The organism is Acidocella aromatica (assembly GCF_014201825.1).
Lineage (GTDB): Bacteria > Pseudomonadota > Alphaproteobacteria > Acetobacterales > Acetobacteraceae > Acidocella > Acidocella aromatica.
In genome coordinates, this window is record NZ_JACHFJ010000003.1 from 275,686 (window position 1) to 297,247 (window position 21,562).

The window sequence follows — 21,562 nt, forward strand, 5'->3', positions numbered from 1 at the left end:
CATGTTCCGTTTTATAACCCCGCGCAACCGGCGCGTCCTGCTCAGTGGCGCGGCTGGCGTGCTGCAGCGTATGGCGCAGCTGGCGGCGAGCTTGATCATTCTGCCGCTGGCGCTGCATTGCCTGGGCGTGGCCGGGTTCGGCGTATGGGGGGCGGCGACCTCGCTGAGCTGGGCGGGGGGGATGCTCGATCTTGGTCTCGGCGGTGCGCTGGTGACGTTGCTGCCTGCCGCAAGGCACCGCGGCGAGGATCCGCGCGATTACGTGACGGCCTGTTTGTGTGTGGCGGTGGCGTTCGGTTTGCTGCTGCTGTTGGGTGGTGGGGCCTTGGCGTTGGTTTGTCCGCGCCTGACGCCCTCGCCGCCCTTTTTAGTGGCGGGGCTGTGTTTGGCTCTGAATATCCCGCTGGGGCTAGCCTCCTCGCTATGGTTTGGACTGCAGAAAGGTCATGTCTCCGGGCTGTGGGACATGGCGCAGACAGCCCTGATGCTGGGCTTTGTCATGGTTGGAGCTTGGGCGGGGGCTGGGGTAACGGTGCTGACGCTGGGTGTGTTCGGCGCTGGAGTTGTGGCTAATGCCGGGAGCTTGACCCATGTGCTGCTCACCCAGCCTAGCTTGCGTCCCAGCCTGCGGCCGAAGCCTACAGTGCTTGCCCACGCTTTGCGGAGCGGAGGTTTTCTGGCTCTTATCACCATTGCTGGCGCTTGCGCCTACGTGTTCGATAATGTGCTGGCGCTGCACTGGCTTGGCCCAGTCGTGGCGGCGCAAATGGCGGTGGTGCTGCGTATGTGCATCACCGTGACCGGGTTGCTGGCGGTAGCGACGCAGGCGCTTTGGCCTGCTTTTGTCGAGGCCGTGGCGCTGAACGATCATCGCTGGGTGGGGCGCACGCTGTTGCGTGGCACGCTAACGGTGGTGGGGTTGGCCTGTGCCGGGTCGGGGCTGATCGTGCTCGCAGGCAATAAGCTGCTGGTGTTCTGGCTGCATCAGGATTTGCATTTGCCGTTGACACTGTTTCTCGCCATGGCGGGGTGGATTGTCGTTCTCATATTGCCGCGCGTGGCCGCGCTGCTGCTTAACGCTACCGTGCGATATAAAGGGCAGTTCATTGCCCAAGCCGTCGCCACGGCGCTGGCATTGGCGCTCAAACCTGCCCTCGCCGCCGCTTTTGGCGCCGCCGGGCTGCTGGCCGCAACGCCACTAACCGCCCTGTTCGTCCTCTGTCCCGCCTATGCTTGGCTCGCTTGGCGCCAGGTCGCGGCGCCCCGTTTCATGAAAGCCCAACCATGTCGTTCCTGAGCGTCATCACCCCCTGTTACAACGAGGAAGCCAATGTGGTGGAGCTGCATGCGCGGGTGGCGGCAGCCATGGCCACGCTGGCGGACTGCACCTACGAGCATATCTTCATCGACAATGCCTCCACCGACCGTACCGTGGCGCTGCTGAGGGAGATTGCCGCCAAGGATACGCGGGTGAAGGTCATCGTGAATGCGCGCAATTTCGGGCATATCCGCTCGCCGATGCACGCGCTGATGCAGGCCAAGGGAGAGGCGGTGATCAGCATCGTCGCCGATTTGCAGGACCCGCCGGAGATGATCCCCACCCTGGTGGAGAAATGGCGCGAGGGGTTTGATACCGTGCTATGCATCAAGCGCTCCTCCGAGGAGACGCCGGCCATGTTCTTCCTGCGCCGGGCCTATTACGCGATGGTGGAGCGCATGGCCTCGATCGAGACGATCCAGAACTTCACCGGCTTTGGGCTGTACGACCGCAAGGTGGTGGAGGCGGTGCGCGGCTTTGACGATCCATACCCGTTCTTTCGCGGCATGATCGCCGAGATCGGCCTGAATATCTGCAAGCTCCCCTACGATCAGCCCGTGCGGCGGCGCGGCATCACCAAGAATAATTTCTACACGCTTTACGATATCGGGATGCTCGGCATCACCAACCTCTCCAAGGTGCCGCTGCGGCTGGTCACGGCGTTTGGGTTCCTCTGTGCCTGTATCTCTTTCATCTCCGGGCTGCTGTATTTGCTCTACAAGCTCATCTTTTGGTCGAGCTTCACCGTCGGCATGGCGCCGCTGGTTATCGGGCTGTTCTTCCTGGGCTCGGTGCAGCTGGTCTCACTTGGGATCATTGGTGAGTATGTAGGGGCGATCCACACCCAGGTGCAGAAGCGCCCCTATGTGATCGAGAAAGAACGCATAGGCTTCTAGCGCCATGGCGTATCGCTACCGGATCAGCGCCATTGGGCTGGCGGCACTGGCGGTGTTCGCCGCGCTGCATGCGCTTGCTCTGCGGTTCTACGAGTTTTTTACCCGCGTGCAGGACGGCGTGGCCAAGGCGCATCCGTTTGTGGACACGCTGGCGGTGCTGCAAGCCGGGGGCTGCTGGCGGGCTGGGGTGGATGTGTACCATCCCAGCGCCTGCCTGGATGGCGGGGTGTTCAACTACTCGCCCGTGCTGCTGCGGATCGGGCTGCTGGGGCTCGGCCCGCATGACACTTTGGCGGTGGGGCTGCTGCTCTGCCTGGCGTTCCTCGCGGCGCTGGCGCTGCTGCCTGCGCCAGCGCGCGGCGGGGAGTTCCGGCTGCGTCTGGCTGCCAGCCTCTCGCCCGCCAGCTATTATGCGCTGGAGCAGGGCAATCTGGATGCCGGGCTGTTTGCCGCCGTTGCCTTGGCTGTTTGGCTGCTCTGGCGGGTGCCAAAGCTGAGGCTGGCCGCCTATGGAATCTTCGCCCTGGGCGCGGCGGCGAAGTTCTACCCCGTTTCCTGCTTTGTCTTGGCTTTGCGTGAGAAGCGCCGCGTGGTGCTGGCCCTGGCTGGTGCCGGGCTGGCGGGGCTGGCCTTCGTGGCGTGGCGCTACGGGCATGGCGTAGCGGCGGCGCTGGCGATCATCCCTTCCGGCACGCCGTTCCGCGCCAGCTTCGGGCGTATCGATTTGCCGCGCGGGTTGGCGATGCTGCATCTGCTGCATTTCCCGCCGGGGGCGGTCTCCTGGGCAATGGCGGCAGGCATGCTGGGCGGCGGCTGGACGTTGCGTAAGGGCTGGGCGCGGGCGCTGGCGGCGCTGGACGAGGGGAGGCGGCTTTATCTCGTCACAGGCGCGGTGGTCACGCTGTTCTGCTTCTTGGCGGCGCAGAATATCGAGTACCGCGCGGTGTATCTGCTGCTCACCTTGCCGGGATTGTGGCTGCTGGGGCGGCGCCGGTTGCTGGCGACGATCCTGCTGTTGCTTTGGGAGGCTGTGCCCCGGGCCCTTATCTCGGGGCTGGTGCAGCCTTATCTCCCAGCGGGGCCGGCGGTCTGGTTCTGGCTGCTGCGGGAGGGGCTTTGGTGGTGGGTGGCGTTGGAATTCACGGCTTTGTCATTTGCCTTCGTTGCCCGTCAGGCACCACGCTTGTTCCGCGTCAAAAATTGACGGTTTGGCCTGAATCCCATAAATAAACAATTGTTTAAGCCCCCGGGGAATCTGAAAAATGCGTGCTTCGATTTTCGACAATCTCTTTGTGCTGGAGATGGCGAATAATCACTGGGGCGATGTGAATCGTGGCCTGAAGATTATCGCGGATTACGCCAAGGTGGTGCGCTACAACAATGTGCGCGCCGCGATGAAGTTTCAGTTCCGTGACGTTGACAGCTTCATCCACAAGGATTTCAGGAGCCGCACCGATATCCGCTATATCAAGAAGACGCTGGATACGCAGCTCTCCTGGGCGGATTACCAGAAAATGGTCAGCGCCGTGCGCAATTCGAGCATGATTTCGATGGCGACGCCGTTTGATGAGGCGTCAGTTGATAAATGCGTGGAGCTTGGCATCCAGATCATCAAGATCGCCAGTTCCGACATCAAGGATTGGTTCCTGATCGAGAAGATCGCCACCACCAAGAAGCCGGTTATCATCTCCACCGGCGGTTCGTCCCTTCGTGATCTTGATGATCTGGTCTCGTTCTTTGCCAAGCGGAACATCCCGCTGGCGATCAATCATTGCGTGTCGATCTATCCGTCCGAGGATCACGAATTGGAGATGAACCAGATTGACTTCCTCAAGGCGCGTTACCCGGATAACGTGGTCGGCTTCTCCTCGCATGAATATCACGATTGGCATAATTCCATGCTGGTTGCATATGCGAAGGGCGCGCGGACCTTCGAGCGGCATATCGATATCGATGCCGATGGTATTCCCGTCTCGCCCTATTGCTCGCTGCCGGAGCAGGTTGATACGTGGTTCAAGGCCTTCCACAAGGCCGAGGAACTGTGCGGCGGGTCTGCCGCCACCAAGCGCGTGCCGCCGGAGAAGGAAGTGCGCTATCTCGACGGGTTGGTGCGCGGTGTGTACGCCAAGCGCGATCTGCCCGCCGGGCATATCCTCTCCGATGACGATGTCTATCTCGCCATTCCACTGCAGAAGGGGCAGATCTCGTGCCGTGAGATGATGAAGGGCGAGGTACTGATCGGCGCGGTAACGAAAGATGCTGCATTGAACTTCAAGAATATCGACAGTCCCTATGGTGCCAATTCCACGCTGGCGAAGATGATCGAGCAGCGCGGTATCGACCCGCAGCCCGAGGCGGCGGCGAATAACGTCACGCGGCTGGGCTGAAGCCTTGCGCGTTGCGGATTACATTGCCGCGCTGGTGGCGGCGCATGGCGTAAAACATTTCTTCACCGTGACGGGCGGCGGGGCGATGCATCTCAACGATGCGTTCTCCCGCAACAAGGATCTGCACGGCGTGTGCCTGCACCACGAGCAAGCCTGCGCGATGGCGGCGGAGGCGTATTGCCGCCTCTCGGGGCGCTTGGCGCTGCTGAATGTCACCACCGGGCCGGGCGGCATCAACGCGCTCAATGGCGTGCACGGGGCGTGGACGGATTCGATCGGCATGCTCGTCATCTCCGGGCAGGTGAAGCAGGAGACGATGGCGACGAGCTACGATCTGCCGTTGCGCCAGCTTGGCGACCAGGAGGCGGATATCGTCGCCATGGTCAAGGGCATCACCAAATACGCCGTGGTGTTGCGCAAGAAGGAAGACGTCCGATACGTCGTTGAGAAGGCGCTGCATCTCGCGCAAACGGGCCGTCCGGGGCCGGTGTGGATCGATGTGCCGATGGATATCCAGGGCGCGCAGATCGACCCGGATATGCTGCACGGTTTTACGCCTGAACCGGAAGCGGCGGTGCCGGATGTGAGCGAAGTCACGGCGATCCTGCGCAACGCCAAGCGCCCGGTGATCATGCCGGGAACCGGCGTGCGCATCTCAGGCGCGTACGCGGATTTCCTGAAGCTGGTCGAGCGCACGGGATTTCCTGTTGCCACCGCATTCAATGCGCATGATGTGCTGCCGGATGATCATCCGGCTTATGTCGGTCGTCCGGGCACGGTGGGTGATCGCGCCGGGAATTTCGCCGTGCAGAATGCGGATGTCGTACTGATCCTCGGCTGCCGGCTGAACATCAGGCAGATTTCCTATAACTGGGAAAACTTCGCGCCGAATGCGGTCAAGATCATGGTCGATATCGACCCGGCGGAACTGGCCAAGCCGACGTTGAAGATCGAGAAGCCAGTTCTGGCGGATTTGAAAACGTTCATCCCGGCGCTGGTGCGCGAACTGGGCAATTTCACGCCCAGTGAAACGCAGCGTGGCTATCTCGCTTGGTGCCAGAAGCGCCGCAGCCGCTACCCCGTGGTGCAGCCGGAATACATTGATGATTCGCGCGGCATCAACCCGTACATTTTTGCGGACCGGTTGTTTGATGAGGCGGGTGAGACGGATGTTGTCGTCACCGCCAATGCCACGGCCTGTGTCACTACCTTCCAAGCGGCGAAACTAAAAGCCGGGCAGAGGATGTTTTCCAATTCCGGCTCGGCCTCGATGGGTTATGACCTGCCAGCGGCCATTGGCGCGGCTTATGCGGCACCGGAGCGGCGGATCATCTGTCTCTCTGGCGATGGCAGCTTCATGATGAATATGCAGGAGCTGCAAAGCATCGTGGCGCAGAAGCTCAATATCAAGATCTTCTTGCTGAACAATGCGGGGTATTCCTCGATCAAGCAGACGCAGAGCGCGTTCTTCCCGGACAATATGTTCGGCTGCGATGAAAGTAATGGCGTGACCTTCCCGGATTTCTGCGCCGTTGCCGCCGCATTCCGCCTGCCGGTGCATCGTGTTTCTACACATGCGGAGCTGCCTGCGGTGTTGGCTGAGGTGCTGGCGGCACCCGGGCCGCAATTCTGCGAAATCATGCTGGACCCGGCTCAGACTTTTGCGCCCAAGCTGTCCTCGCGCAAGTTGGAGGATGGGCGGATGGTGTCCTCTCCGCTGCATGACATGGCGCCATTTCTCTCACGTGAGGAGCTGGCGGAAAACATGTGGAGCGAGGCATGATCGACAGCTCGCGCGGGATCAAGGCGGTTATCCTCGCGGGTGGGCGCGGCTCGCGTCTCTCGGAGGAGACCGATACCAAGCCGAAGCCGATGGTCGAGATCGGCGGGCGGCCGATCTTGTGGCATATCATGAAGATCTATGCCGAGCATGGCATTTCGGACTTCATCATCTGCCTGGGTTACAAGGGCGAGAAGATCAAAGATTATTTCTACAACTATAATCTCTATTCGTCCGACATTACTGTTGATTTGCGTTCCGGCGCCACCATCCATCAGAGCCAGGCCGAGGATTGGCGGGTGACGCTGGTGGAGACCGGGCTAGAGACGCAGACCGGTGGACGGTTGCGGAAGATTCGGAAATATTTGGGTCAGGACGAGGTCTTTTGTATGACCTACGGCGATGCCGTGGCGGATATCGATATCACTGACGAGATCGCCTTCCACCGTGCGCATGGCAAGCTGGCCACCGTGGCGGCGGTGCGGCCGTTGGCGCGGTTCGGTGCGCTGCATATCGATGGCGATGCCGTGGATCGGTTCGAGGAAAAACCCGCTGAGGAATCCGGCTTGATCAGCGGTGGGTTTTTTGTGCTTAACCCAAAGGCCCTGGACCTGATCGATGGCGATGCAACGCTGTGGGAAAAAGCGCCGATGGAGCGGCTGGCTGCTGCGGGGCAGTTGCAGGCTTATCGCCATAACGGCTTCTGGCAGCCCATGGATACGCTGCGAGACCGGATGGCACTCGAACACCTTTGCGAAGCTGGGCAAGGACCCTGGATGACATGGCAAGTCTGACGCATGCGGTTCCACGTTCGCAGTTCTGGGTGAACAAACGCGTTTTCATTACGGGACATACGGGGTTCAAAGGTGGTTGGCTAACGCTGTGGCTTTCGCAACTCGGGGCGGTGCTGCGCGGTTACGCGCTGCCCCCTGATACGCAGCCGAACATCTTTACCAGTTGCGGTGTTGAGTGGCTGATCGAGCATCAGCTCGGCGATGTCCGCGATGGTGAAACGCTGACGGCGGCGATGCAGGAGTTCAAACCGGATATCGTGCTGCATCTGGCGGCGCAGCCTCTGGTGCGTGCCTCCTACGCGCGCCCGATGGAAACCTACGCCACCAACATCATGGGCACGGCGAATGTGCTGGATGCGGCCCGCCAGACGCCGAGCGTGCAGGTGGCGGTGATTGTGACCAGCGACAAGGTGTACGCCGAGAACGCCGAGGCGCATGAGGAAACATCGAGGCTGGGCGGGCATGATCCGTATAGCGCCTCGAAGGCCTGTGCCGAGCTGGTGGCTGCGTCCTTCCCATTGCCGGAGGGGTTGAAGCTGGCGACGGTGCGGGCGGGTAATGTGATTGGCGGGGGCGATTGGGCGCAGGACCGTCTGCTGCCGGATTTCTTCAAGACCATCATGGCGGGTGAGTTCCTGACTATCCGCAACCCGCGGGCCATTCGGCCATGGCAGCATGTGCTGGAGCCGCTCTGCGGTTATCTGCTAGCCGCAGAGCATATGTGGACGAATGATGAGCAGCGCAACACGTGGAATTTCGGCCCGTCGCAGAGCAGTACTGTGACCGTGCAGACAATCGCCGGTAAGCTCTGCGCGCTGTGGGGGCAGGGGGCGTTTTTTACCGTGATGCCCGACGAAAACCCGGTGCATGAGGCGCCGGTGCTGCGCCTGAACGCGAAGAAGGCGTGGCAGGATCTCGCCTGGCGGCCGGGGATGACGCTGGACGAGGCGCTCGCCGCCACGGTGGCGTGGTACCGCGCTTTTCAGGCCGGTGAGTCGATGCGCGATTTTACTCTCTCCCAGATTAAGGCATTCGGCCAATATGAGTGAAGCAGAGGCGCTGCGGCGCCAGATTTTGGAGCTGTCCGCACGCTACGCGGAGCTCGCGCACGCTCCCAAGCCATTCGTGGCTGGAGAGTCTGCCGTGGCGGTTTCGGGCAAGGTGTATGGCGCGCCGGAATTGGTGAATCTTGTGGATTCCTCGCTGGATTTCTGGCTTACCACCGGCCGCTTCAACGACGAGTTCGAAGCCAAGCTCGCCAAGGCGGCAAAGAGCCGTTACGCGTTGACAGTGAATTCCGGGTCTTCAGCCAATCTGCTGGCGGTGACGGCGCTGACCAGCCCAAGCCTGGGGGTGGCTGCGCTGAAGCCGGGTGATGAAGTCATCACCTGCGCCACCGGCTTCCCGACCACGGTGAACCCGGTGCTGCAGAACGGGCTGGTGCCAGTGTTCGTCGATGTTTCGCTGCCTACCTATAATATCGACGTCGCGGCGATCGAGGCGGCGATCACGCCGCGCACTCGCGCCATCGTGCTCGCGCATACGCTGGGGAATCCGTTTGATCTTGGCGCGATCACCGCGATTGCGAAGAAGCATGATCTGCGCCTGATCGAGGATTGCTGCGACGCGCTGGGCGCGAAATATGACGGCGAGGCCGTGGGCAGTTTTGGCGAGATCGGCACGCTGAGTTTCTATCCGGCGCATCACATCACCACCGGTGAGGGCGGGGCGGTTTTCACTAAGTCAAGCCAGTTCAAGCGGATTCTTGAGTCGTTGCGTGATTGGGGGCGTGATTGCTGGTGCCCGCCGGGGCATGACAACACCTGCAAGCAGCGCTTCTCCTGGCAGCTTGGTGGGCTGCCGGTGGGGTATGACCACAAATATATCTACTCGCATCTCGGTTATAATCTGAAGATGACCGACATGCAGGCGGCGGTGGGCGTGAAGCAGCTGGACCGGCTGGATGAGTTCGTCGCCGCGCGCAATGCCAATTACGCTTATCTGCGCGCCGGGCTGAAGCGGTTCGAGGAGTTCCTCATCTTGCCTGAGGCGATGCCGAATGCGGAGCCTTCCTGGTTCGGCCTGCCGCTCACCATCCGGCCCGGCACGCCTTATACGCGCGATCTGCTGGTGAACCATCTCAACCGTGCGCGCATCGGCACACGCTATCTGTTCGGCGGCAATCTCATCCACCAGCCTTACATGAAGGGGCAGAATTACCGCGTGGCCGGGCCGACGCCCAATGCCGATCTGGTGATGAACGCGACTTTCTGGATCGGCGTATTCCCCGGGCTGGAGCAGCCGCATCTCGACTACGTGCTGGCGAGCTTTGACGAATTCTTCCGCCTGTATGCTTGAGATTTTGCAGCCTCTGCACGGTGTGCCGGTCGTCATCACCGGGGCGGGGGGATGGCTGGGGCAGGCGGCGCTGGAGATGGCGCATCGGGCCGGAGCGGAGATCTATGCGTTTGGCAAGACGCCGCGCCTGTACCATTTGCGGGATGGTGCGCCTTTGGAGATCCATCCGCACTCATTGCTGGGCAGGTATGATGTGCCTAGTGCGATTGTGCTTCATTTCGCCTTCCTCACCCGCGAGCATGTGGGGGAGATGGCGGTGGAGGACTATATCGCCACCAATCGGGCGATCTCTGACATGGTGGAAAATTTTATCCGTCGCAACGGTGCGCGAGGAGTGTTCGTGCCATCCTCCGGTGCGGTCTATGCGCCACCGCCCAACCCGTATGGAGAGGGAAAGTTGGCGGATGAGGTACGCTTTGCCTCGCTCGGGCGCGAACTGGGGATTCCCACAGTGCTCACCCGTGTGTTCAATCTATCTGGCCCGTTCATAAACAAAGTGAACTCCTACGCGCTGGCCTGCATCATCCGCGATATCCAGGCTCGCTGTCCGGTTGAGCTGCGGGCGGGGCATCCGGTTTGGCGCGGCTATGCGCATGTGGGGGATGTGCTGAATATCGCGCTTGGGCTGCTGCTGCGCGGGGAGTCGCCGCCAGTGTTCGACACGTGGGGCGAGCCCATCGAGCTTTCCGGCCTTACCATCCGCGCCGCGGCGCTGCTGGGCTGGCCTGAGGCGGAGGTTATTCGCCCCGCATGGCAAAACGGCGCCGCCGATCGTTATCTCGGCGGCGCCGTTCAGTATCTGGCCCATGCGAAATCGCTGGGTTTGGAACCTGCCAGCCTGGACCGGCAGATTCTCGAAACCGCAGATTACTTGGGCAGGTGCTTGGCGATATAGGGCGGCAGCCAGAAGCTCGCCACATGCACGTTCGGCGACCAGTATTCGCCGGTGATGCCAGCTTCCGCGGCGCGTGCGGCGATGGTCTCCACCGAATGCTGCGTCAGGCTGGCATCCTTGCCCGCCCAGCCCAGCGTCATGTAACCGCCGACATAGGTCGGCACCGCGGCGATGTAAGCCGTGACATGCGGGAAGAACTGCTTGCGGCGCAGCGAGGTCTCGTGCAGCTCGTCGGCCTGCATGAAGGGCACGCCGCACTGGTTCACGATCAGCCCCTGCGGGGTGAGGATGCGCGCCGCGTTCTTGTAGAACTCGTCGGTGAACAGCACTTCGCCCACGCCGATCGGGTCGGTGGAGTCGACGATGATGACGTCGAAGGAGGCATCCGGCGCCTTCTTCACATAGTCGATGCCATCGCCGACGATGACTTCGGCGCGCGGGTTGGTCCAGGCGTCGCCGCCGATGCCGGGGAGGAATTCCTTGGAGAGGCGGATCACCTCGCCGTCGATCTCCGCCATCACGGCGCGCTCAACGCCCTTGTGCATCAGCACATGCTTCAGCACGCCGCCATCGCCCGCGCCGATGATCAGCACGTTCTTGGCGTTGCCATGGGCCAGCAGCGGCACATGGGTGAGCATCTCCTGGTACACGAACTCATCGCGCTCGGTGATCTGCACCACGCCATCCAGCGTCAGCACGCGGCCATGGCTGTCGGTCTCGAACACGGCGATGTCCTGGAACGGGCTCTGCACCCGGGCCAGCTGACGCACGAACTTAAAGCGCTGACCCCAATCCGGGTACAGCGTCTCGTTAAACCAGGTATCGGTCATGGAAGGCTCCCAAACAGAGAGGGGGCGTTGTTACGCCCCCTTTTTTAAAGCTCTCGCGTCTATCGCTTACGCGATGAGGCCGCGCTTCTGCTCGTTGATCTGGATGTGGCTCGGCGTGAACGCTTCCTTGAGGAAGGGGATCAGCTTGTACGGATCGCAGCAGCCGCACATGAACACATCCAGGGCCGCGAAGTTGCGCTCGGGCCAGGAGTGGATGGAGATGTGGCTCTCCGCCAGCACGACCACGCCGGACACGCCACCATTCGGGGTGAAGTGGTGGAAATGGTGATGCAGGATGGTGGCGCCGGCAGCGATCGCGCCGTCGCACAGCGTCTTGTCGATCAGCTCAGGGCTATCGAGATTGGAAGCACCCCACAGATCGATGATCAGGTGCATGCCGGCGTATTTCACGCCATCCTTCTCGACGTAGTAATCCTTCTGCGGCTCCGGGGAGACCGTGGACATCGCCTGGTTTTCGCTCGGAGTCTCCGAGACCATCCCCAGTCGGGCAAGTGCGTTCATTGCGAACCCCCTCAACTAGTAGACAGCCTGTAGAACGCGGCACCTTACCGCGCCCCCCTGGGCCAATGAGGGGGGGCTTATGAGGCCATACCCCCCTGGATGCAAGTGATATTTTTACTCCCGGCCATGATTTTTTGCTGCCCTGGCCGGGAGTTTTCTCATGCCGCTATTCGGCGGCGTCGGCGTAGGCTTCGAGCGGCACGCAAGAGCATACGAGGTTGCGGTCGCCGTACACATTGTCCACGCGTTTAACGGGCGGCCAGTATTTCTGCGCCGCGATATAAGGCAGGGCGAAAGCCGCCTGCTCGCGTGAATACGGGTGCGTCCACGTTTCCGCCATCACCTCCGCCGCGGTGTGCGGGGCGTTCTTCAGCGGGTTGTCCTCGCGCGGCCAGGCGCCATCCTCGATGGAGGCGATCTCGTCGGCGATGCAGAGCATCGCGTCGCAGAAGCGGTCCAGCTCGGCTTTGTCCTCGCTCTCGGTCGGCTCGATCATCAGCGTGCCGGCCACGGGCCAGGACATGGTGGGCGCGTGGAAGCCGTAATCGGCCAGGCGCTTGGCGATGTCCTCCACCTGCACGCCGGACGTCGCGCCGAAGCCGCGGCAATCGACGATGCATTCATGCGCCACGCGGCCATTCTCGCCACGGTAGAGGATGGGATACGCGCCCTCCAGCCGTGCCGCGATGTAGTTGGCGTTGAGGATCGCCGCCTTGGTGGCGCGGGTGATGCCCTCGGGCCCCATCAGCCGGATATAGGCGTAGGGGATGGGCAGGATCAGCGCCGAGCCGAACGGCCCCGCCGCCACGGGGCCGTAACCTGTGGCGGGTCCGGCGTCGGCGCGCAGCGGGTGGTTGGGCAGATGCGGCAGCAGATGAGCCGCCACGCCGATGGGCCCCACACCCGGCCCGCCGCCGCCATGCGGGATGCAGAAGGTCTTGTGCAGGTTCAGGTGGCAGACATCCGCGCCGATATTCGCGGGGCTGGTCAGCCCCACCTGGGCGTTCATGTTCGCGCCATCCATGTAGACCTGCCCGCCAGCCTCATGCACCGCGCGGCAGATGTCGCGGATGGAGGTCTCGAACACGCCATGCGTGCTCGGGTAGGTGATCATCAGCGCCGCGAGGTTCGGCCCATGCTCGGCGATCTTCTTCTCGAGATCGGGGACATCGACATTACCCAGTTTGTCGCAGGCGACGACGACGACCTTGTACCCCGCCATGGCGGCGGAGGCCGGGTTGGTGCCATGCGCCGAGGCCGGGATGAGGCAGATGTTGCGATGCCCTTCGCCGCGTGCCTCGTGGAAGGCGCGGATGGCCAGCAGCCCGGCATATTCGCCCTGCGCGCCGGAGTTGGGCTGGAGTGACACCCCGGCGAAGCCGGTGACTTCCGCCAGCAGCGCCGCCAGTTCGTCGATCAGCACCTTGAAGCCCTCGGTTTGGTTGGCGGGGGCGAAGGGGTGGATCTCGGCGAATTCCGGCCAGGTGATGGCGGCCATCTCCACGGCAGCGTTCAGCTTCATCGTGCAGGAGCCCAGCGGGATCATCGAGCGGTTGAGCGCGACGTCCTTGTCCTCCAGCCGCTTGAGGTAGCGCAGCATGGAATGTTCGGAGCGATGGGTGTTGAACACCGCCGCCTCGCAGAAGGCCGAACCACGGCGCAGCGCGGCGGGGATCGACTCGGGTGCCGCTTCCAGCTTGCCGCCGAGCAGCCCAGCCAGGGTCTCCAGCTCGGCGCGGGTCACGGTCTCGTCCAGCGCGATGCCGATGCCGGTGGCGTCGATGCGACGGAAGTTGAACCCGGCCTCCAGCCCCGCCTGGAGCAGCGCCCCAGACTTGGCACCGGCCTCAATGGCCAGTGTGTCGAAGAACATGTCATGCCGCAGCGTGAGGCCGCCCTGGCGGGCAGCGTCGGCCAGCAGGCGGGCTTGCAGGTTCACGCGCTTGGCGATGGCCTTCAGCCCCTCCGGCCCGTGCCATGCGGCGTAGAACCCGGCCATCACGGCCAGCAGCACCTGCGCGGTGCAGATATTGGAGGTCGCCTTCTCGCGGCGGATATGCTGCTCGCGCGTTTGCAGCGCGAGGCGCATGGCCGGGCGGCCCGCGGCATCCACGGACACACCGACCAGACGGCCAGGCATGGAGCGCTTGAACGAGTCCTTGGTGGCGAAATACCCGGCATGAGGGCCGCCAAAGCCCATGGGCACGCCGAAGCGCTGGGCCGAGCCGACCACCACATCCGCGCCCATCTCGCCTGGCGGGGTGAGGATGGTCAGCGCCAGGAGATCAGCGCAGACGATGGCGAGTGCCCCAGCGGTTTTGGCGGCGGCGATTTCGGCCGAGAGGTCGCGCAGCTCGCCCGTGCTGCCGGGATAGTTCAGCACCACGGCAAAGGGCTTGGCGCCCGCGATGGCCTCGATATCGCCCGGGTGGAAATCCACCAGATCCCAGCCCAGCGGCCAAGCGCGAGTGGCGATGACGGCGCGGGTCTGCGGATGCACATCCGCCGCCACGGCGATCACCTTGCTGCCTGCCTTGTGCAGCGCATGCGCCATGGAGACGGCTTCTGCCGCCGCCGTGGCTTCATCGAGCAGCGAGGCGTTGGCGATTTCCAGCCCGGTCAGCTCGGCGATCATGGTCTGGAAGTTGAGGATGGCTTCCAGGCGGCCTTGCGAGATCTCGGCCTGATACGGCGTGTAGGCCGTGTACCAGCCCGGATTTTCCAGCACGTTGCGTTGGATCACCGGCGGGGTGATGGTGCCATGATAGCCAAGCCCGATCAGCGATTTCTTCATCACATTGCGCTGGGCCAGGGTGCGGAGCTGGCGCAGCACGGCGGCTTCGCTGAGCGCCGTGGGGAGCTTGAGCCCGGCATTGCTGCGGATGGATTCCGGCACGGTCTGGGCGATCAGGTCGTCCAGGCTCGCGGCGCCGACAACACCGAGCATCGCGGCGATCTGCGCCGCATCCGGCCCGATATGGCGCGCCGCGAATGCGTCGGCGTTTTCCAGGGCCAGCAGTTCGGTCAGCGCGCTCATGCCAGCGTGCTCAGATATTCGTCATAGGCGGCGCGATCCATGAGGCTGGATACGGAGGCCGGGTCCTCGAGGCGCAGCTTGAAGAACCAGCCATCGCCCTCGGCGCCGCTGTTCACCAAAGCCGGCTCGTCCACGATCGCCTGGTTCACCTCGGCCACCGTGCCCGCCAGCGGGGCGTACACGTCCGAGGCGGCCTTCACGCTCTCCACCACGGCGCAAGCCTCGCCCGAGGCGACATTGCGGCCAGCGTCCGGCAGCTCGACGAACACGATATCGCCAAGCGCCTGCTGCGCATGGTCGGTGATGCCGATGGTGGCGAGACCGTCAGCGCCGACGGAAACCCATTCGTGATCCTTGGAGAAATAAATCTGGGACATGTGAAGAGGCTCCTTAATTCAGCGAACGTAGTTATGGGGAACGAAAGGAAGGGCGACGACGCTGCCGGGCAGCGGCTTGTCGCGCACGATGAGGTCGATCGCCGTACCGGGGGTGGCGAAGTCCGCGCGGACGTAGCCGAGCGCGATGGGGGCGTTCAGCGTGGGGGAGAACACGCCGGAGGTGACTTCACCCACGCGCTCAGCGCCGACGCGGATTTCGGCATGGGCGCGGGCGGGGGCGCGGCCTTCGAGCCGGATGCCAACCAGCTTCTCCGCCGTGCCGTTGGCCAGCGCGGCGTTCACCGGGCCAGCGCCCAGAAAATCGGCGGCGGCGAGGCGCTTCTTGGAGAGGGCGAAATTCAGCCCGGCGGCGACGGGGGTGATGGTCTCGCCGATATCATTGCCATAGAGCGGAAGCCCGGCCTCCAGGCGCAGCGAATCGCGGGCCCCCAAGCCAGCGGGTACCGCGCCGCGCGCGAGCAGGATTTCGGCCAGATGCTCGCCTGCATCGCCGGGGCAGCCGATCTCGAACCCATCCTCGCCGGTATAGCCGGAGCGGGTGACGACGCAGGGGATGCCCTCGATGGTCAACTCAGCCGCGTCCATGAATTTCAGCGCGGCACCCTCGGGCAGCAGGGTGACGGCCTTGGGGCCTTGCAGGGCGAGCAGGGCGCGCTCGAAATGGGTGACCACCTCCACGCCCTGGGCCTGGATATGCGCCACGTCCACCTGCTTGCGCCCGGCATTCAGCACCGCCTGCAGACGGGTGCCGAGATTGGCCACCATCAGGTCATCGATGATCCCGCCTGCCTCATTAAGCAGCAGGGTATAACGCTGGCGGCCCGCTTTCAGCCCGGTGATGTCGCCCGGCACCAGACGCTCGAATGCGCGGGCATCGGCGATCTCCACCTGGCCCATGTGCGAAACGTCGAACAGTGCGGCGCCGGTGCGGCAGGCGTTATGCTCGGCGATGATGCCCGCATATTGCAGCGGCATCTCGTAACCGGCGAACTCGACCATGCGCGCGCCAAGGCGGCGGTGCAGCCCGTCCAAAGGTGTTTTAAGCAAGCGAACCCCCATAAGATCAGCTCCCGGCTTAAAGCGCCGGAAAGTTCTGACCCCCCTCTGTCTGTGGACCTGAGAGATTCGGGCTTGTCCGGCCCTTGACCCCGTCGGTGCGGTGGCGCGGCCACCGGCTTTCCAGAGTGCCCCTTTTACAAGCCGCAGCCCTTTGTGCCTGAGCGGTTCCGGGGGCCGGTTGCGCCTTCGGCGGCGAGGGGGTAATTCCCGCGCTCTCTCCTGCGTCCGAATAAGGACGGGCTCCTTTTGCCCCAGGGCACGGGTTTTGCAAAGCTGTTTCTTTATCGCGCGGTAAAAACAAGGATTTAACGGCCTTATGTCAGAAACGCCCAAGCCCGCCCCCACGCTGGTGGTCGAGGATATTCACAAGAGTTTCGGCAATGTGGAGGTGCTCAAGGGCGTGTCGCTGACTGCCTATGAGCATGACGTGATCGCGATCCTCGGCTCCTCGGGCTCGGGCAAGAGCACCTTCCTGCGCTGCATCAACCTGCTGGAGATGCCGGATCAGGGGCGCGTGTCCATCCGGGGCGAGCTGATCGAGATGAAGGACGGCAAGAACCGCGCCGCCGCCAACCCCAGGCAGATCGAGCGGCTGCGCACCCGGCTCTCCATGGTGTTCCAGCAGTTTAACCTCTGGGCACATATGACCGTGCTGCAGAACGTGATCGAGGCGCCGGTGCATGTGCTGAAGCTGGACAAGAAAACAGCCATCGCCCGCGCAGAGGCGATGTTGGAGAAGGTCGGGCTCTCGAACAAGCTGGACGCCTACCCGGCCCAGCTCTCCGGTGGGCAGCAGCAGCGCGTGGCCATCGCCCGCGCCTTGGCCATGGAGCCGGATGTGCTGCTGTTCGACGAGCCGACATCGGCCCTGGACCCGGAATTGGTCGGGGAGGTGCTGAAGGTGATGCGCGACCTGGCCAATGAGGGGCGCACCATGCTTGTCGTCACGCATGAGATGGGCTTCGCCCGCGAGGTGGCCGACCGCGTGATGTTCCTGCACCAAGGGCGAGTGGAGGAGGAAGGCACGCCGGAGGAGATGTTCACCAACCCCAAATCCGAGCGGTTCCGGCAGTTCCTCTCCAGCGCAAGGCGCCACTGACCGGCGTTGCGTAACAAACAAGTTGTGGCGGCCACGGGGTGATCCCTATCTAGGTGGCCAAACCGATTGATCAGGCGATTTGAGACACGGCATGGCAGACGACCCGTATAAGGTTCTTGGCGTAAAGAAAGATGCGGCGGCGGATGAGATCCGCTCCGCCTACCGCAAGCTGGCGAAGAAGTACCACCCCGACCTCAACCCCGGCGACAAGGCGGCGGAGGAGAAGTTCAAGGCGGTATCGCTGGCCAATGACATTCTCTCCGACCCGGAAAAGCGCGGCCGCTACGACCGTGGCGAGATCGACGCCGCGGGCGCCGAGCGCGCGCCCCAGGGCAACTGGCGCAATTACGCCGGTGCTGGCGCGGGGGCGGGGCCGGGCGGCTTCGGCGGGTTCGAGGATATCTTCTCGAATATCTTCGAGCAGCGCGCCCATGGTCCAGCCCGGGGGCAGGATGATCGCTATTCGGTGAAGGCCGGGTTCCTGGAGGCGGTGAATGGCGGCACCAAGCGCATTACCTTGCCCGACGGCCAAAGCCTGGATGTGAAGATCCCGCCCGGCACCACGGAGGGCGACGTGCTGCGCCTGCGCGGGCGCGGCCAGCCCGGGCGCGGTGGCGGCCCGGCCGGTGATGCGCTGATCGAGATCCACGTCACCCCGCACAAGCTGTTCCGGCGCGAGGGGCGCAACATCCACCTGGAGCTGCCGATCTCGCTGAAGGAGGCGGTGCTGGGGGGCAAGGTGACCGTGCCGACCCCGGCGGGTGATGTGGTGATGACCGTGAAGCCCCATACCGAGAGCGGCACCGAACTGCGCCTGCGTGGGCGCGGCGTGCCAGCCCATGGCCACCACCATGCCGGTGACCTGCACGTGAAGCTGCGCATTGTGGTCGGCCCGGCGGATGCGGCGCTGGAAGAGTTTCTCAAGGGCTGGGACCAGCCCAGCTTCGACCCCCGGGCTGGTCTCGGCGCTTACTGAGGCTTCTGGTCCTTATCCGTGTCGCGCGGGGTGATGGAGACGGTGCAGGTCATGCCCGCCACCAGCCGCACCCCGTCCGGCACATGATCCAGTTCGACGCGCACGGGAATACGTGCGGCCAGGCGCACCCAGGTGAAGGTCGGGTTCACGTCGGCGAGCAGGGTGGGGGCGGTTCTGCGCTCCACGTCGGCAATGCCCGCCGCGATGCCGCTGACATGGCCGGTAATGGCCGGGCCGCCTTGCATCAGGGTGATCTTCGCCGCGTCGCCGGGGGCGATGCCGCGCATTTTGGTTTCTTCCAGATAGGCATCGACATAGAGCGAATCGCTATCCACGATCGCCAGCACGGGCGCGCCGGCGGTCACGTAGTCGCCCGGTTGCATGGAGAAATTGGTGATCATCCCGTTCACCGTGGCGTACACGGTGCTGCGGTGTAGGTTCAGCTGGGCCACGCCAAGATTCGCCAGCGCCTGATTGTACTCGGCCTCGGCCTCCTGGGCGGCGGCGCTCACCTGGTCGCGGTTAAGGCCGGAGGTGGCGCTGGACGAGGCGGCGGCATAGCGGGCCGCCGTGCTTTTGGCGTCCTCCATGGCGGCATGGGTGCGGGCCACAGCCGCCTGGGCCTGCTGTAGCGCCAGGGTGAAGCGCACCGGGTCGATCTGGAACAGCTTGTCGCCCACATGCACCACCTGGTTGTCATGCACGAAGACCTGCACCACCGGGCCGGTCACGTCCGGCGCCAGGGAGATGATGTCGGCGCGCACGCGGCCATCGCGGGTCCAGGGGGCCTCCATGTAGTAGTTCCAGAGTTGCCAGCCCACGACAGCGGCCACAGCCAGGACCAGGAGCGTGGTGAGGAAGCGAAGCGTGAAGGATGCGGGGGTCATGGGGCTCCGGTGGGATTCAAAAGACGTGGTTCATCACCTGGCTTACCAGCCCGGTGAGGATGACGAGGATTGAGAAGTCGAACAGCGGCCTGTGCCATACATAGCGGTACAGGCCGTAGGCGGCGAGCACGCGGTGAATCACCGTGCCGATGAGCTGGGCGATGACCACCCAGACCAGCAGCGGCGGCAGGAACACGCCAAACAGGTCGATTTCACCGATCATGCGAATTTACCTTCGGTAGTCCAGGCGGGAATGGCGGGAGGCGCCGCCTCGGGGAATAGCACGCTGCGCAGGCCGGAGAGGTGCATCAGAGCCGTTTTGTGAATGTGTGGGTCATCGACGAGTAGATTGATGGCGTTATCGATCGCCTCGCACAAGGCGGGCGGCGCCGGGCGGCGTGGATTGCCCCGGTAATGCGCGGCCACGCCGGTGAAGATCGTCTCGCAGGCCATGCGCGCGGTGGGGGAGACGCGCCACAGTTCATGGTGCAGGCCGAGCATGTCCAGCCCCACGCGCAGATTATTGAGTTCGGCGCGCACGCTTGCATCGGCGTCGATGCCGCGTTGCCCGGCGAGGCGCGGCAGCATCAGGCCCAGCCGGTCCACCGTAAGGCCGATCAGCACGCTGCCATCCTCCGTGCCGCGCCCCTCGGCGGCACGGGCGATCCCGCGCCAGCTTGCGCGCATCAGGCGGTCGGCCGTCCAGGCGGCGCCGAAGGAGCGGATCAGCAACGTCATCACCAGCGCGCTGATCAAGCCAAAGATCACGGCGAGCGAGTTGTTGGCCCAAGCGGGGAAGCTGCCAGTGAAGCCATTTTCCAGCGCCAGCTGGGTGGCGCCGGTGGCGGTGATGTTCATGCCCATCATGAAGGTCTTGGGGCGGGAGATGAGGACGCCGATCAGCAGGCCCGCAGGCAGCAGCGCCAAGCACAGGCCCTCGAAGGTATAGATGCGGGTGAGCACGGCGTAGTCGTAAATCCCGACACCGGCGAGGGAGAAGAAGGAGGCCTTCACCATGCTGGCGATGGCCGGTGCCGGGTTGTCCTGCGTCGCGAAGAAGGAGCAGGCGATGGCGACCATCACGGCCGCACCCGCGCCGTTGGGCCAGTCGGTCCAGATCCACATGGCGCAGACCAGCAGCACCGCCAGGGCCGCCGCCAAGGCCGAGAGCAGTGCCAGGGTGTGGTCGCGGTTTTGCACGATGGAGGCGACGAACTCGCGGTCCAGTATGTCGTTGGAGGGCAGCGGGTCGCCATCGCGGATATGCCGGCGGATGGCGCGCGAATGGCGCACCAAGCTCACCAGCTCCTGCAGCCGCAGCGCCAGGCTGGCGCGCAGAAGCCCGGCCCAGTCGTGCTCATCCTCCTCTTCCAAGGTGATGATGTCAGCCACCAGCGCATCGGCGTCTTCCGAGTTGCCCGCCTCCATCCATCGCTTGGTGTCGTCCAGAACGCGCCGCAGCTGCGGGGTGATGGCGCCGAGGCGTTCCAGCTGCGTCACGCGGGTACCGATCGAGGCCAGAACCGGAACCAGGCTGATGAGGTAGAGGCGTAGCCGGGTGACGTAGCGCACCGCCGATTGCATCGGCGAGGTGTCATAGGCAAGCTGGGTGATCAGCCCGGTGATCTCGGTCGTCTCGACGGGCAGGCGGCGGCGGCCCTCGGCGGCGGCGGGGTTGGCCTCATCGCCGGAGAGCGCGGCAATGGCCCATTCGCGCGCGGGCTTGGCCCAGCCGCCGATGCGCCGGGACAGCACGGGCCCCAGAGCGCGCGGGAAGATCAGCGTGCCGACCACGGTGCTGCAGGCGATGCCGATGGAGATTTCCTCCATGCGGGTGACGGCGGTATGGAAGACATGGTCCGGCGTGAACACGGAGGGAAAGCCGATGATGCCCGCCGTATAGCCAGCCAGCATGGGCAGGTAGGCGCGGGGCGTGCGATCCAGCAGCGAGATGTAGAGGCACATGCCGATCCATAGCGCCAGCGCCAAGCAGAGCAGCACCGGGGCGTTCACCAGATTGGGTACCATGGCTACCGCCGCCGCGCCGCCGATGAGCGTGCCGACGATACGGTAGAGCGACTTGGAGCGCATACCCCCAGCGAAGGGCAGGGAGACGATGTAGGAGGTGGCCAATGCCCAATAGGGGGCGTCCAGCCCAAGCCAGAGCGAAATGTACAATGCCGCCATCGCCCCGGCGAAGGTCTTTAGGGCGAAGATGAGCTCGTCCGGTTTGGGGATGATATCCGGCAGATTGGGCATGATGTCCGGCAAATAGCAAAAATGGTCAGCGCGATAGACTTAATATTCGCAATCCCGCAATGCGCGG

At 63.8% G+C, this 21,562-nt stretch carries 19 protein-coding genes and 2 riboswitches; of the genes, 11 read left to right on the forward strand and 8 right to left on the reverse strand.

From position 1 onward, the window contains the following. Position 1: 1 nt before the first annotated feature. The 9 genes from HNP71_RS05945 to HNP71_RS05985 are packed head-to-tail and all read left to right on the forward strand — an operon-like array spanning position 2 to position 10,428. The gene (locus tag HNP71_RS05945; protein WP_183265956.1) at positions 2-1,297 is read left to right on the forward strand and encodes a lipopolysaccharide biosynthesis protein; all 1,296 of its coding nucleotides are present in this window, start codon (positions 2-4) and stop codon (positions 1,295-1,297) included. Continuing rightward, a complete protein-coding gene (locus tag HNP71_RS05950) occupies positions 1,285-2,214 on the forward strand; it encodes a glycosyltransferase family 2 protein (RefSeq protein WP_183265957.1) in 930 nt (309 codons plus the stop codon). Before HNP71_RS05945 ends, HNP71_RS05950 begins: the two co-directional genes overlap by 13 nt. Positions 2,215-2,218: 4 nt before the next feature. After that, entirely contained in the window at positions 2,219-3,418 is a 1,200-nt protein-coding gene (locus HNP71_RS05955; RefSeq protein ID WP_183265958.1) for a hypothetical protein, read from the forward strand. A gap of 58 nt (positions 3,419-3,476) precedes the next feature. Beyond that, positions 3,477-4,601 carry an N-acetylneuraminate synthase family protein gene (locus HNP71_RS05960; RefSeq protein ID WP_183265959.1) on the forward strand — a complete coding sequence of 375 codons (1,125 nt, stop codon included), beginning with the start codon at positions 3,477-3,479 and terminating at the stop codon, positions 4,599-4,601. Positions 4,602-4,605: 4 nt separating this feature from the next. Further along, positions 4,606-6,384 (forward strand): thiamine pyrophosphate-binding protein, encoded by a 1,779-nt coding sequence (locus tag HNP71_RS05965; RefSeq protein ID WP_183265960.1) that lies wholly within the window; start codon positions 4,606-4,608, stop codon positions 6,382-6,384. Next, complete coding sequence (gene rfbF / locus HNP71_RS05970) at positions 6,381-7,175, forward strand: glucose-1-phosphate cytidylyltransferase (protein WP_221246643.1); 795 nt, start codon at positions 6,381-6,383, stop codon at positions 7,173-7,175. The genes HNP71_RS05965 and rfbF overlap by 4 nt, the downstream gene beginning before the upstream one ends. Then, the gene (gene rfbG, locus HNP71_RS05975; protein WP_183265961.1) at positions 7,163-8,224 is read left to right on the forward strand and encodes a CDP-glucose 4,6-dehydratase; all 1,062 of its coding nucleotides are present in this window, start codon (positions 7,163-7,165) and stop codon (positions 8,222-8,224) included. Before rfbF ends, rfbG begins: the two co-directional genes overlap by 13 nt. Continuing rightward, positions 8,217-9,533 carry a lipopolysaccharide biosynthesis protein RfbH gene (rfbH, locus tag HNP71_RS05980; RefSeq protein WP_183265962.1) on the forward strand — a complete coding sequence of 439 codons (1,317 nt, stop codon included), beginning with the start codon at positions 8,217-8,219 and terminating at the stop codon, positions 9,531-9,533. The genes rfbG and rfbH overlap by 8 nt, the downstream gene beginning before the upstream one ends. Next, a complete protein-coding gene (locus tag HNP71_RS05985; protein WP_183265963.1) occupies positions 9,526-10,428 on the forward strand; it encodes an NAD-dependent epimerase/dehydratase family protein in 903 nt (300 codons plus the stop codon). Before rfbH ends, HNP71_RS05985 begins: the two co-directional genes overlap by 8 nt. On the opposite strand, the gene speE is transcribed toward HNP71_RS05985, so the two are convergent. From speE to gcvT, 5 genes are all read right to left on the reverse strand, one after another. After that, on the reverse strand, positions 10,401-11,258 hold the full coding sequence (gene speE / locus HNP71_RS05990; RefSeq protein WP_183265964.1) for a polyamine aminopropyltransferase: 858 nt from the start codon (positions 11,256-11,258) through the stop codon (positions 10,401-10,403). The genes HNP71_RS05985 and speE overlap by 28 nt on opposite strands. Positions 11,259-11,324: 66 nt before the next feature. Next, entirely contained in the window at positions 11,325-11,780 is a 456-nt protein-coding gene (gene speD / locus HNP71_RS05995) for an adenosylmethionine decarboxylase (protein WP_183265965.1), read from the reverse strand. Between the two features lie 166 nt (positions 11,781-11,946). Then, positions 11,947-14,817 carry an aminomethyl-transferring glycine dehydrogenase gene (gene gcvP, locus HNP71_RS06000; protein ID WP_183265966.1) on the reverse strand — a complete coding sequence of 957 codons (2,871 nt, stop codon included), beginning with the start codon at positions 14,815-14,817 and terminating at the stop codon, positions 11,947-11,949. Then, positions 14,814-15,194 carry a glycine cleavage system protein GcvH gene (gene gcvH / locus HNP71_RS06005; protein ID WP_183265967.1) on the reverse strand — a complete coding sequence of 127 codons (381 nt, stop codon included), beginning with the start codon at positions 15,192-15,194 and terminating at the stop codon, positions 14,814-14,816. The genes gcvP and gcvH overlap by 4 nt, the downstream gene beginning before the upstream one ends. Positions 15,195-15,212: 18 nt before the next feature. Then, complete coding sequence (gene gcvT, locus HNP71_RS06010) at positions 15,213-16,274, reverse strand: glycine cleavage system aminomethyltransferase GcvT (RefSeq protein ID WP_183265968.1); 1,062 nt, start codon at positions 16,272-16,274, stop codon at positions 15,213-15,215. 35 nt (positions 16,275-16,309) lie between these two features. Continuing rightward, a riboswitch (glycine riboswitch) is annotated at positions 16,310-16,408 on the reverse strand. Then, a riboswitch (glycine riboswitch) is annotated at positions 16,409-16,506 on the reverse strand. 84 nt (positions 16,507-16,590) lie between these two features. Here gcvT and HNP71_RS06015 point away from each other — a divergent pair. Both HNP71_RS06015 and HNP71_RS06020 read left to right on the forward strand, forming a co-directional pair. Then, positions 16,591-17,373, forward strand: coding sequence for an ABC transporter ATP-binding protein (locus HNP71_RS06015; protein ID WP_183265969.1), 783 nt, complete (start codon positions 16,591-16,593; stop codon positions 17,371-17,373). Between the two features lie 91 nt (positions 17,374-17,464). Continuing rightward, the gene (locus HNP71_RS06020) at positions 17,465-18,349 is read left to right on the forward strand and encodes a DnaJ C-terminal domain-containing protein (protein ID WP_183265970.1); all 885 of its coding nucleotides are present in this window, start codon (positions 17,465-17,467) and stop codon (positions 18,347-18,349) included. Here the strand turns inward: HNP71_RS06020 and HNP71_RS06025 are convergent. The 3 genes from HNP71_RS06025 to HNP71_RS06035 are packed head-to-tail and all read right to left on the reverse strand — an operon-like array spanning position 18,343 to position 21,495. After that, positions 18,343-19,236, reverse strand: coding sequence for an efflux RND transporter periplasmic adaptor subunit (locus HNP71_RS06025; protein ID WP_183265971.1), 894 nt, complete (start codon positions 19,234-19,236; stop codon positions 18,343-18,345). The two genes, HNP71_RS06020 and HNP71_RS06025, sit on opposite strands and share 7 nt — an antisense overlap. A gap of 16 nt (positions 19,237-19,252) precedes the next feature. Next, positions 19,253-19,459, reverse strand: a complete 207-nt coding sequence (locus tag HNP71_RS06030; RefSeq protein ID WP_183265972.1) for a DUF1656 domain-containing protein — start codon at positions 19,457-19,459, stop codon at positions 19,253-19,255. Further along, positions 19,456-21,495, reverse strand: coding sequence for an FUSC family protein (locus HNP71_RS06035; protein WP_183265973.1), 2,040 nt, complete (start codon positions 21,493-21,495; stop codon positions 19,456-19,458). Before HNP71_RS06035 ends, HNP71_RS06030 begins: the two co-directional genes overlap by 4 nt. Between the last annotated feature and the right edge of the window lie 67 nt (positions 21,496-21,562).

Coding starts and splice junctions, on each gene's coding strand:
- HNP71_RS05945 (WP_183265956.1), top strand. CDS start 2: ATGTTCCGTTTTATAACCCCGCGCAACCGGCGCGTCCTGCTCAGTGGC.
- HNP71_RS05950 (WP_183265957.1), top strand. CDS start 1,285: ATGTCGTTCCTGAGCGTCATCACCCCCTGTTACAACGAGGAAGCCAAT.
- speD (WP_183265965.1), bottom strand. CDS start 11,780: ATGAACGCACTTGCCCGACTGGGGATGGTCTCGGAGACTCCGAGCGAA.
- HNP71_RS06030 (WP_183265972.1), bottom strand. CDS start 19,459: ATGATCGGTGAAATCGACCTGTTTGGCGTGTTCCTGCCGCCGCTGCTG.
- HNP71_RS05955 (WP_183265958.1), top strand. CDS start 2,219: ATGGCGTATCGCTACCGGATCAGCGCCATTGGGCTGGCGGCACTGGCG.
- HNP71_RS05960 (WP_183265959.1), top strand. CDS start 3,477: ATGCGTGCTTCGATTTTCGACAATCTCTTTGTGCTGGAGATGGCGAAT.
- rfbH (WP_183265962.1), top strand. CDS start 8,217: ATGAGTGAAGCAGAGGCGCTGCGGCGCCAGATTTTGGAGCTGTCCGCA.
- rfbF (WP_221246643.1), top strand. CDS start 6,381: ATGATCGACAGCTCGCGCGGGATCAAGGCGGTTATCCTCGCGGGTGGG.
- rfbG (WP_183265961.1), top strand. CDS start 7,163: ATGGCAAGTCTGACGCATGCGGTTCCACGTTCGCAGTTCTGGGTGAAC.
- HNP71_RS06025 (WP_183265971.1), bottom strand. CDS start 19,236: ATGACCCCCGCATCCTTCACGCTTCGCTTCCTCACCACGCTCCTGGTC.
- gcvH (WP_183265967.1), bottom strand. CDS start 15,194: ATGTCCCAGATTTATTTCTCCAAGGATCACGAATGGGTTTCCGTCGGC.
- gcvT (WP_183265968.1), bottom strand. CDS start 16,274: ATGGGGGTTCGCTTGCTTAAAACACCTTTGGACGGGCTGCACCGCCGC.
- gcvP (WP_183265966.1), bottom strand. CDS start 14,817: ATGAGCGCGCTGACCGAACTGCTGGCCCTGGAAAACGCCGACGCATTC.
- HNP71_RS06020 (WP_183265970.1), top strand. CDS start 17,465: ATGGCAGACGACCCGTATAAGGTTCTTGGCGTAAAGAAAGATGCGGCG.
- HNP71_RS06035 (WP_183265973.1), bottom strand. CDS start 21,495: ATGCCCAATCTGCCGGATATCATCCCCAAACCGGACGAGCTCATCTTC.
- HNP71_RS05985 (WP_183265963.1), top strand. CDS start 9,526: ATGCTTGAGATTTTGCAGCCTCTGCACGGTGTGCCGGTCGTCATCACC.
- HNP71_RS06015 (WP_183265969.1), top strand. CDS start 16,591: ATGTCAGAAACGCCCAAGCCCGCCCCCACGCTGGTGGTCGAGGATATT.
- speE (WP_183265964.1), bottom strand. CDS start 11,258: ATGACCGATACCTGGTTTAACGAGACGCTGTACCCGGATTGGGGTCAG.